Here is an 11,363-nt window from a genome sequence, read left to right on the forward strand (position 1 = left end):
GCAAACCGTCGTCCCAACGATAGATGGATCCTCTTGCCATATCGGCCAGGTCTTCCGGGAACCGTGTCGAAAAGCCACAAAACAAAGGGTGGATCCTGCATGCGGATCCACCCTTTGTTTTCCAGAGAGTCGTCTACTCGACAGCCTTGCACTGCTCCGATCCGGAGATCCCGATCGCCGAAGCCGGGAAGAAGGGTACCTGCTGCTTCGTCGCTGCCGAAGCCGCCGGCGAGAGTTCGTTGCCCTCGGCATCCACAAGCTGCACCATGGTATAGGGCCCGACGAAGTAGTCCAGGGAGGTGTAACCCTCCGCAATCGGCAGGTAGTAATATGAGGTGGAGCCGGTCCTGCGTTCATAAAGCTCCAGGCAGGTGATGGTGAAGTTCACCCCGCTGGTCAGCGAGCCGTTACGTCCGACCATGGTCGCCTTGCCCGGTTCATCTTCGCTGTATGTCGCCACCAGGTTGGAGGCATTGGTCGAATTGACAATTCCATAATCGCTGCCGGTATCCCGATCGACATATCGGTTGGCCAGATAAATCGTTCCGGTAGAGGTCGTATAGAGATCCGCCTGATTTCCGGTCACCCGCAGGTTGCCTCCGGAATAAGTAGCGGCAATATCCACCAGATTGGCATATACCGTATATCCCCATCCGTTGATCTTGAAACTCGAATTGATGGCATTGGGCTTGATCGTGATGTAGAACGTATAGGATGTCCCGCTCGTCTCGGACGACGTACTCGTAACGGCCCATTTGCCCAGCCAGCGTTTGTACAGATCATTGGTGTTTTCAGGCAGCAACGACGCATCGACCGAGAAGGGAACCGCAGTCACCGACGTCGTGGAGAGGATCGAGCCCTCGGATACGGCGCAACCGAAGACAATCGCCACATATTCGTCGTAGAAGCTCGGATAGTTGAGCGTGTAGGAGCCATCGCCCTGATAAAGCATCTTCTTCGCGAACTCGTTCACGTCGTCGCCCGATCCGATCTGGCTGTTGAGCGCACCGACCAACTCCTGGAGCAGTTTCTTCTCCCGGTAGGTCTCGTACTCGGAGCGCAGCATGGTCCCGATGTAGTAGTATTCGGTGTCGTTCGACGGCTTGACCTCGACGGCCGCGCTCTTGTAGGTCTTCGCCTCCTCGGGAACCGCCACATCGAATGTAATGTCGGAGCGGATCGGCTCCGGAGTCATGATCTTGAAATCGGCACCGTTTGCCTCGACAAAATAGTATTCATCCACAAAGTTGAAATCCTGCGCCGTCACACCGTCGATCGTAATCGGTTCGTAGAAACTGATTCCCGTCTTGGTGTAGATAAACGGGGCGTAGACCGTATTCTGGTCGTCGATCCGGATCGTCAGCCGGCGGTTCGTGCGCACCGTGGAATAGGTCTTGCCGTTTACCACACAGGAATAGGAGTTGAACTCCATGTCCTCGGCACAGTTCTGATAGGTCTCCACTTCGGTGGCCCAGTCGGCATCCGAAGCCATGGGAGTCAGAATGTACGAGTTTCCCGAGATGATACCGCGCAGACGGATCCGCTCCGGCGAGGTCTCCATCACCATGAACTTGTAGTCTCCCTCCATTCCCTTGTAGGTGGAACCCAGGCCGTCGGGATTGCGCGGATGCACGAAATAGTTGATCACCGAGTTCTTCGTATCGAAATTGAGCGTCACGCCCAGGTCCTCGCCGAGCGAATAGAGGCTCGTCTCGGCCGTCGAAGGATCGCTTTCGGTCTCGGACGCAACGGTAACCTGTCCGTCGGCGAATTTGAAGAACACGTTGTAGCCTCCGAACTCCTGCGTTGCCGAAGGGAAATAACGGACATGCCACCCGTTCGGGGCGCTCTCGAGAGCCGCTTTCGCCTCAACCTTGGCCGCCTCGATACGTTCCGAAGCAGTCTTGTCGAACAAGTCCTCTTCGTCGAACAGGCACGAGGTGCACAGCAGGGGAAGCGCCAGAAATGATATGATCGTTGTTCTTTTCATATGCGTTGATCGTTTGTTCTGAAACCATTCAATTAACCGGGTCAGTCGAGCGACTCGAAATCGAGGTAGGGAGCCTCGGAGGCACGACGCAGTACGATATCGCGCAACTCATTGAGATCGATCGACCAGCTATTCTTCATGTAGTTGTAGACGATCTCGAATTTGGCCTCGATCTTCTCCCGGCCGCTGCTTCCGGCCGTCGTCAGCATCTCCTCCCACTCCTCGGACGAACGATTGACATAGAGCGAAATCAACTCGACGAAATCCTCGCTGTCTGCTTTCGAGGCATAGGGCGAAATGAATCCGTCCTTGAGTGCCATCTCATCGGACGTATAGATCTCGAAGCACTGGTCCTGCACATAGTCCGGGCCGGAGATCTCTGCAAAATCGGTCGAATAGGGCTTCGTCTGATTGAGGATGTGTCCGAACTCATGGTGGAGCGTCTTGAAATAGGAGGTCTTCGCATTGACGGCCGTGGGCACCAACCCATCGACGTTGTACAGCGTGATCTTGGCCCCCGCCTCGGCCGTTCCGAGCACCAGCGATCCGTTGGTCTTGTAGGCATACGACCCGACCAGATAGAGGATCTTCGGGAAATAGGCCTTGATGAACTCCGTATCGCCCGTAATCTCGTTGTAAGCCTCCAGACACATGTGGAGCACCAGCTTGGCCATGGCGACGGACTGTTCGTAGCTGGCCGGCGTGAGGTAATAGTCCATGCTCGACTCGATATCCTCGAACCGATACTTGAACAGGATGTTGTATGGCTCCACATAGTTGCGCGTGAGCCAACGGTCGAAATCATTCTCTTCGGTAGTTGCCTCCCGGACCACGCTGGTGGAACTCAGCTCATCGTCGTCCGAACAGGCGGAAAAGAAGAACGATACGACGGGGAGCAACAGGATGATCAGATATCTTTTCATATGCATTCGTTTTTAATTTCTCGGGTTGGGGGTCAGACCGGCCGCAATGACGTCGGACGGGAGCTGCAGGGCGCGGCGGGGATCGGGCGTTCCATCCTCGTCACTGATCTGATCGGTAATCTGGAGCACGGTTTCATCGTCCTCGTCGAGCGTATACCGGTAGACCGTTATGCCGAAGCGGCGCGTATCGAACCAGCGCATGCCCTCGTGCAGGAACTGGTAACGGCGCATGAACAACAGAGCCTGGAGCATGCTCTCCTGCGTGCCGCCCTTCTCCAGCGCATTGTACGGAGGAGCGAAGAGTTTCTTTTTCGGATTGAGCGTCTGCGGACTTGTCTCCGAGGTCTTGCCCACGTAGAGTTCCGAATAGTTCGGATAGGTCTCCGTCGCCCACTTCTTGATCGACTCCTCGGTCATGGGCGTGAATCCCGACGAGAAGAGATTGGAGGCATACATGTTCATGTCGGCCAGTGCACTGTCCAGAGCCGAAGGATCCTCCTGCATCTTCATGACATAGGCCTCGGCACGGTTCAGGAGCGCCTCTTCCATACAGAACAGAACGGACACGGCCTTCGAATAACCGGTTCCTGCAACCGGATCCGTATACTGGAACGTATACCAGATACGCGGCAGGATGTACTTCCCGGACGATGCAAGCACCGCATGACCGGCCTTGAAATAGACACTGTTACCCCAGGGACCGCCATACTTGGGCTGTACGGTTTCATAGGTACCCTGCAGTTTACCGTGTGCATAGCGACCGGCCGTCGTGTACCATCCGAACACCGTTCCGGCGCTCGAAGTAGCCGCCTGAACGAGGAAATTGGCCGAGCTCGACGACTGTACGTATGCCTGATGGCGACTTGTGCCATTCGGAATCGCCGCAATGGCATCGTAATCCCGCAGGAGCGAGGTCGGATTCGAGGTCAGCGCCTCCGTCGCATACTTGATCGCATTGTCCCAGTCCTGGATGAAGAGGTAATAACGCGAAGCAAAGCAGCATGCGGCCTTGTAGTTGAAGTGATACTTCGGCACGGCATAGGAGGTGTCATCGATCAGGGGGATACCCTCCTCGATGTCCTTTCCGATCATTTCGTAGACCTCCTTGAGCGTACCCCGGTCATAGCGGGGGTTGAGGTCGGTTTCGGCATGATCCATATAGGGGATGCCCAGATAGTTGTCGGCCGTAGCCGGATTGTAGGGCATGCAGAAGAGGTTGGCCAGCACAAAGTGCGAGTAGGCCCGGCACAGCAGGGCTTCGCCCTTGCTGGCCTTCAGAGCCGCCGTCGTGGCTCCGCCCATCTCCTCGATGGCCGAAAGGGCCTGATTGGCATTGGCGATGCAACCATAGTTAGCACTCCAGATGTTTCGCGGAGAGTCGTTACCGGTAGTCACATTCTCCGCCCACTCGTAGACATCCTCGTAGAACTGGTCATAGTTCTTGGTAATGCCCCGATCGCAGACGTTGTCCGATGACAGTTCGGCCACGATCTGATAGCTGCCGGATCCGCTCACGTAGGCCGAGACCAGGATGTTGGCAATCTTCTCTTCCGAATCCAACGTCGTGCGCAGGTCGGGATTCTTGTCGAGGAAATCGCCGCAGGACACCAAAGCCAGGGCGAAGGCCAAACTGCTCAGAAAACAGATGATATTTCGTTTCATATCCTTTCAATTTTAATTACAAACCGATTCGAACCGTCAATGTGAACTGGCGGGGAACAGGAGCTGCGACACCGCCGGTGTTGTAGAACTCCGGGTCCTGACCGTTGAGCTTCTTGTCCGCATAGATCAGGAACAGGTTCGTTGCCTGCAGTTTGAGCGACAGCGACGAAAGTCTCAATTTCGAGATGAGCCGCTTCGGGAAGTCATACGACAGCGAGATCTCCTTCATGCGGATGAAATCGCCCTTGGCGATGCGGGCCGTCGAATAGTTGTAGGCGCTGTAGCCATACTTGAGCGAGGAGTTCTGCTGCAGCTGCCGCTTCGATGCGATTGCCGGGACATTCGTTATCGCCTCGTCACCGGCCACCATCCAGCGGTTCTTGAACTCGCGGGGCATGGCGTCCAGGTCCGAATAGTACCCGTCGAATACGGGGTTGAGCCGGACCACATTGCCGAACGAATAGGTCATGAAGACATTCAGCCGCCATCCCTTGTACTGGAACGTATTGCCGAAGCTTCCGAGATCCGTCGGATCGACCGGTCCCGAGTAGACCAGATTCGTCCGAAGGTTCTTCTCGTCACTGTCCTGGAAGTTGAACGAATCGGAGCTCACCTCGCCCTCGGTATTGACCACCTGCGGCAGACCGGTCTCGCTCAACCCGGCATACTGGAACGAGAAGAGCGAACGGGCCGGATAGCCCTCCATTGTGAATCCGGTTCCCGAAACCAGCGTCATGGCCCGGGTCGAGGTCTCCAGCTTGGTCACCTCGTTGTGGATGTGCGAATAGATGAAGTTGGTCGTCCAGCTGAAGTTCTTCGTCTGGATGTTCTTGGTCGAGAGGCTGATTTCGACACCGTTCGATTTCATCTCGGCCACGTTGCCGTACTTGGAGACCTCACCGCCGATACCCTGCGTCGTCACGATGCCGATCAGGTCGAAATTGTTTCGTTTGTACCAGTCGAAGGCCAGATTGATCCGGTTGTTCACGAATCCGGCATCAAGACCGAGGTTCAGCTCGTGCTTCTTCTCATAGGTCAGCTGCGCATTCTCGAGACTGGTCACCTCGAGGGCAGGTTCGCCGTCGCCGCTGGTCGGGCGCCACGGAGTCACCGACTCGATAACGGCCAGTGAATTGGTGACATACGACGGACCGCGGTCGGCCGTAAGCGAATAGGATGCCTTGAGCGACAAGTGGGACATTGCCGGACGGATCTTGTCGAAAAAGCTCTCCTCATGAACGTTCCACGCACCGGAGATGTTCCACGTCGGGAGCCAGCGAGCCCGGCGGCTTCGGCCCATCTTGTTGGTACCCTCGTAGCGGTAGGTGCCGTTGATCGTATAACGGCCCTTGTAGGAGTACGTTCCGTTGAAGAAGAAGGCCACCTCGCGGTAGAACGTATCGCCGATCGTATAGTAGTTGCTGAGGTTCTCGGTACCCTGCTTGAAGGCCAGATAATCGTAGTAGGGCTCCATGCCGTTGCTGTACTGGAGACCCCAGCCGCGGAACCACGTGTTGTGGCGGTCGATCTTGTTCACCGACATACCGCCGTAGAGGTTCACGATGTGCTTTCCGGCGAAGGTCTTGTTGTAGGTGGCCGAAACGCGGAAATCGTACGACATCATCTCGTTGTCGGTCCGTTCGAAGATACCGCCGCGCGGCAGGACCGAAACCGGTACGGCATAAGGATTGTCCGGATCCGTATACAGATACGGGTTGCTGTCCCGGACGGTCGTCGGCTCGATGGTCCGATAGGCGATCGCCTGGTTCGACGCCTCCGTGATGTTGTGCTCCTGAACGGAGGCCTGATACTTCACGGCACCCAGAACGGCCAGATCCAGACCCGCCACGGGCGACCATTTCAACTCTCCCTGGAACTTGGTCTCGACTACCGACAGGTCGATGTAGTTGTTGTCGAGTTCGTGCAGGATGTTGAACGGGGCGTAATTGCGCGTATAGAACTCCTTGGGATCGAGCGTGCGCGACGTGTTGAGCGCATAGGAGTAGGGGTTGATGTCGAATTCGCGCTTGACCTCGCCCGTCACGTAGTTGGTCGCCGAGGAGAGGGTTCCGGGAGCCTTCTGCTTGCGGTAGGATCCGTTCGAGATCAGGTTCAGCGACAGGTTCTTGAAGATATTGAACGTCGCATTGATGTTCGCCGTATAGCGCTCCACCTTGCTGGTTTTCGTCCATCCGGGATCCATCATGGCGCTCAGCGATGCATAATACGAGGATTTCTCCGTACCCGAGGTAAGGCTGACCGAATGGGTATGCATGACGTTGTTGTTGAACAGCTCCTTGAACCAGTTGGTATTCCGGTACTCGGCAGCCCGCAGGTAGCCGGCGCGGCTGGCATCGTCGTTGCCCAGCTGTCCGGCGGCGATCATCTGGTACATGCGCCCGAACACACCGCTCTCCGAGTCGGTGATCGTCTCGGCCAGGTTGAGCCAGCCCTTCTTCTGCATGTCCATGTAGACCGACATCTGGTCCTGCGAATTCATGATGTTGAAATCCCGGTAGGAGGGAATCATGCGGTAGGTGAATTCACCCGTATAATTGATGGAGCTCACGCCGGCACGGCCCCGCTTGGTCGTGATGACGATCACACCGGCCATGGCTCGTGCTCCGTATATCGAGGTTGCCGATCCGTCCTTGAGGATGTTGAAACTTTCGATGTCTTCCGCGTTGAGTCCGGCAATGGCCGAAGCGATCAGCGTCGTGGCGTCACCCGACGAGAGGGCATCGGCATCGATATCGACGATATCCTCCATGATGACACCGTCCACGACCCACAACGGCTTGGAGCTGCCGTAGATCGACGTGGCTCCGCGGACACGGATCTTGGGGGCGGTACCGAACGTACCGGAGACGTTCTGCACCGACACTCCGGCCGAACGCCCCTCCAGACCGCGGCTGATGTCGGCCATACCGGCCAGTTTCACGTCGTCGGCGACCAGCTGGTCGGCGGCTCCCGTAAACAGACGCTTGTCCATCTGCGTCATACCCGTTACCACGACCGCCTCGACATTCTGCGCATCGGGTTCAAGCTGCACCCGAATATTGGCTGCGACATCGACATCCTGGGTCTTGTAACCCACATAAGAGATCTGGAGTTTTCCCGTCTGGGGCACTCCCGAAAGCTCGAACTCTCCTTTGACACTGGTGGAAGTACCAATTGTCGGGCGATCCTTGACAACTACGGTAGCACCGACGATCGGTGTTCCGGTCTCATCGATGACCAGACCCTTGACCGTCTGCGTTTGGGCCGAGGCCGTCATCAAACAAAAAACCGCCAGTAACGATAAGAGTAAATTCTTTACCATAGGCAGGAATTTAAAGGGTTAAAAAATAAGGGAACAGGGTAAAAAGTTCAAGAACCTCCCTTTTTCAAGAGGTAGCGGATCCCCGAAAACAAAATGAAACAGGCCCCGGCCGGGATCTATTCCGTCCATGTTTCTCTTCTCCGCCGAATCATTGCGGCTCCTTTCATGCACATTTCGCGGCATAAAAGGGAAGAAGAGAAAACCAGCGTCAGCAACTCAGAGCTGACACGGATCCTGTCTCCGGATTCAAAGGAAGAATCGACGGCTCCGAGGGCAAAGCCGCAGGAACGCATGCCCGGCATCGAGATGCAAGCATGTGACACAGAATGGGATTCCGAAGAGATAAAGGAGGGCGAAAGAGAATTGAATCGCCGCTCATGCGCCCGCGACCGGCCATCAACCGATCCGGCAAGGGGGGGGGAATTTTTTGATGCCCTCTTTACATAGGGAAGAGTCGTGGCCGGCACGCGACGGGACCGACGACGGAGGAATCCGGTCATCGGCTTCGCAGCATAAAAACCATAATCTCTTTCCATATGAAACTGAATGGACCCTACAGGATCCGTCATATTACAAAGTTAAAAAAATTATTCCCATAAAACCAAATTTTTTAGGTCCAAAAATAGTACAATATGAACTTTTTTGTCCAATACAGACCCGCAGAAGAGACGTGCACCCGGTCTTTGAAAGACAGGGACCCGGCTGTTCCGGATCTTCTGCCATAGGGACAATGGCCTCCTGCCCCTATCCGCAACAGGGGTCAATCCCCTTTCCGAAGAAAAAAAGTAAAAGTAGATTCCAGCTTCTCCGTAAATTTTCTATTTTTGTGTAGACAGAACCAAATCCAATCGACAGAGACCGACCAACCTATGAAACTCTATTTCGACATCGAATACCGTACCCGCTGGGGCGAACAGCTCGTCCTGCTGCTCGGGAAACGGAAAATCGCCATGCGGTACACCGACGACGGTATCTGGCACGCCAGTGTCGAGCTGCGTTCCGGAGCGGAGCGGCTCGAATACCGCTATGCGGTCGAACGCGACAATGCGCAGGTCCGTACCGAATGGTATCCCCACACGCTCCGCCCCGCGGAGTTCTCCGACTGCAGGGCGCTGCGGATCCACGACCGCTGGCAGGATATCGGCTCCGACGCACCGTTCCGCACGGTGGCCTACACCCGCGGCATCTTCGCTCGCCGGGCAGCATGGCCGGCCGCAAAGCGCCGCAGGGAAGACAAAACCGCCGCACAGGCGACCTTCCGGATGACCGTTCCGGCACTGTGGCCCGACGAAACACTGGCCATCGCCTCCGACCGCCTCGACAACTGGCAGCGGATCGTCCCGTTCGACGACACCCGCTTTCCCGAATGGGAACTCGGCCTGGCCCTCCCGAAGGGGAGCGAATACAAGTTCCTGATCGCCGACCGTACAACCCTCACCCCCATTCTGTGGGAAGAGGGTGCCAACCGCATCTGGAACGGCGTCGCCCCGGACGGCGAACGGCTGATCGAGGCCTCCCTGCAGCCCCGCATTCCGGAGCGCCACTGGCGCAGCGCCGGTACGGCCATCCCCGTCTTCTCGCTCCGTTCGGAGCAGAGTTTCGGAGTCGGCGAATTCCTCGACCTGAAGTTGCTCGTAGACTGGGCCGTCGCCACGCAGCAGCGCGTGATCCAACTCCTGCCGATCAACGACACCACGATGACCCACACCTGGGAAGACTCCTACCCCTACAACGCCAACTCGACCTTCGCGCTGCACCCGCAGTTCATCCGGCTGACCGAGGCCGGCGTCGAGGAGGATGATGCATACCGCAGCCTGCGCAGCGAACTCAACGCACTTCCCGAGGTGGACTACGAACGGGTAAACGGCGCCAAGATGCGGCTGCTGCGCGAAGCCTTCGCCCGCCACGGGGCGCGCACGACGGCCCGCCGCGACTACCGGGAGTTCCTCGAGGCCAACCGCGAATGGCTGCTGCCCTATGCGGCATTCTGCTCGCTGCGCGACGAATACGGCACCGCCGACTTCTCACGCTGGGGCGACTACGCACACTTCGACCGCACGAAAGTGGAGGTCTACTGCCGGAAGCGGCGCAGCGATATTGCCTTCCACTGCTACATCCAGTACCACCTGCACCTCCAGCTCACGGAGGCCGTGCGTTACGCCCACGCCCGCGGGGTCATCCTCAAGGGCGACCTGCCGATCGGCATCAGCCGCACGAGCGCCGACGCCTGGCAGTTTCCGCGCCTCTTCCACATGGATTCGCAGGCCGGAGCCCCGCCCGATGCCTTCTCGGCCGCCGGCCAGAACTGGGGATTCCCGACCTACGACTGGGAGCGCATGTCGCGGGACGACTACGCCTGGTGGCGGGCCCGCCTGCGCAAGATGTCGGAGTATTTCGATGCCTACCGCATCGACCACATCCTCGGCTTCTTCCGTATCTGGGAGATCCCCGTCGATGCCGTCCACGGACTGTTGGGACACTTCAACCCCGCCATGCCCTACCCGGCCGAAGAGTTGCGCGGCATGGGATTCGACCTCGCGGAGGGTCGTTACACGACTCCGCCGACCGACGGGTGGATCCTCGAGCGCTTGTTCGGCGAACTGGCCGGCGAGGTTCGCACCAAATACCTCCGCAACGGGCATCTGCTGCCGGTCTGCGCCACACAGCGCAGGGTGCAGCAACTCTTCCCGGGCGACGACGAGCGGTCGAAGCGCCTGCGCGACGGATTCCTGGCTCTGCTCGACGACGTACTCTTCGTCGAGGACCCCTACCGCAAGGGACACTACCACCCCCGCATCGCAGCCCAATCGACCTTCTCCTTCCAGTTGCTCTCCCCCCAACAGCAGGAGGCCTTCAACCGCCTGCACGACGACTTCTTCTACCGCCGCCACGACCGGTTCTGGCAGGAATCGGCCCTACGCAAGCTGCCGATGCTGCTCCGAGCCACCGACATGCTCGCCTGCGGCGAGGACCTCGGCATGATCCCCGACTGCGTCCCCGAGACGATGCGGGCGCTGAAGATCCTCTCGCTCGAGATCCAGCGCATGCCCAAATCACTCTCCGAGACGTTCGCCGATCCGGCGCACTACCCCTACCTGAGCGTCTGCACCACCTCGACCCACGACATGAACCCGCTGCGGGCCTGGTGGGAGGAGGACCGCAGCGTCACGGACCGTTTCTACCACGAGGTGCTGCACGGCGAGGGCGACACGCCGTGGTTCTGCGAACCGTGGATTTGCCGCCGCATCATCGGCATGCACCTCTCGTCGCCGGCGATGTTCACGATCCTGCCCCTGCAGGACTGGCTGTCGATGGACGGAGGGCTGCGCCTGCAGATGCCCGACCGGGAGCGCATCAACGTCCCGGCCATCCCGCGCTACTATTGGCGCTACCGCATGCACCTAACCCTGGAGCGGCTGCTCGCTGAGGAGGACTTCAACACCACGATGCGCGACATGATCGCCAT

6 protein-coding genes are annotated in these 11,363 nt (G+C 57.9%); 2 read left to right on the forward strand and 4 right to left on the reverse strand.

Translation table 11 applies throughout. The features are described 5' to 3' along the window. Nucleotides 1–133: 133 nt before the first annotated feature. The 4 genes from QZL63_RS00870 to QZL63_RS00885 are packed head-to-tail and all read right to left on the reverse strand — an operon-like array spanning nucleotide 134 to nucleotide 7,897. Nucleotides 134–1,990, reverse strand: coding sequence for a DUF4302 domain-containing protein (locus QZL63_RS00870; RefSeq protein WP_022307467.1), 1,857 nt, complete (start codon nucleotides 1,988–1,990; stop codon nucleotides 134–136). A 41-nt stretch (nucleotides 1,991–2,031) separates the two neighbouring features. Next, on the reverse strand, nucleotides 2,032–2,913 hold the full coding sequence (locus QZL63_RS00875) for a zinc-binding metallopeptidase (RefSeq protein ID WP_022307468.1): 882 nt from the start codon (nucleotides 2,911–2,913) through the stop codon (nucleotides 2,032–2,034). 12 nt (nucleotides 2,914–2,925) lie between these two features. Continuing rightward, complete coding sequence (locus tag QZL63_RS00880; RefSeq protein WP_022307469.1) at nucleotides 2,926–4,575, reverse strand: RagB/SusD family nutrient uptake outer membrane protein; 1,650 nt, start codon at nucleotides 4,573–4,575, stop codon at nucleotides 2,926–2,928. Nucleotides 4,576–4,591: 16 nt separating this feature from the next. After that, nucleotides 4,592–7,897, reverse strand: a complete 3,306-nt coding sequence (locus tag QZL63_RS00885; protein ID WP_022307470.1) for a SusC/RagA family TonB-linked outer membrane protein — start codon at nucleotides 7,895–7,897, stop codon at nucleotides 4,592–4,594. A 93-nt stretch (nucleotides 7,898–7,990) separates the two neighbouring features. On the opposite strand from QZL63_RS00885, the gene QZL63_RS00890 reads away from it, so the two are divergent. Together QZL63_RS00890 and QZL63_RS00895 are read left to right on the forward strand one after the other, a co-directional pair. Further along, nucleotides 7,991–8,344, forward strand: a complete 354-nt coding sequence (locus tag QZL63_RS00890; protein WP_290585406.1) for a hypothetical protein — start codon at nucleotides 7,991–7,993, stop codon at nucleotides 8,342–8,344. 422 nt (nucleotides 8,345–8,766) lie between these two features. Continuing rightward, nucleotides 8,767–11,363, forward strand: a 2,597-nt coding sequence (locus QZL63_RS00895) for a 4-alpha-glucanotransferase (RefSeq protein WP_290585414.1), incomplete at its 3' end; no start/stop codon positions are given.

Origin of the sequence: Alistipes sp. CAG:268, from assembly GCA_000434235.1 — a bacterium.
Classification (GTDB): domain Bacteria; phylum Bacteroidota; class Bacteroidia; order Bacteroidales; family Rikenellaceae; genus Alistipes; species Alistipes avistercoris.

Bases quoted from the DNA above. Each gene is read 5' to 3' on its own strand.
- QZL63_RS00870 (WP_022307467.1), bottom strand. From the start codon at position 1,990: ATGAAAAGAACAACGATCATATCATTTCTGGCGCTTCCCCTGCTGTGC.
- QZL63_RS00875 (WP_022307468.1), bottom strand. From the start codon at position 2,913: ATGAAAAGATATCTGATCATCCTGTTGCTCCCCGTCGTATCGTTCTTC.
- QZL63_RS00880 (WP_022307469.1), bottom strand. From the start codon at position 4,575: ATGAAACGAAATATCATCTGTTTTCTGAGCAGTTTGGCCTTCGCCCTG.
- QZL63_RS00885 (WP_022307470.1), bottom strand. From the start codon at position 7,897: ATGGTAAAGAATTTACTCTTATCGTTACTGGCGGTTTTTTGTTTGATG.
- QZL63_RS00890 (WP_290585406.1), top strand. From the start codon at position 7,991: ATGAAACAGGCCCCGGCCGGGATCTATTCCGTCCATGTTTCTCTTCTC.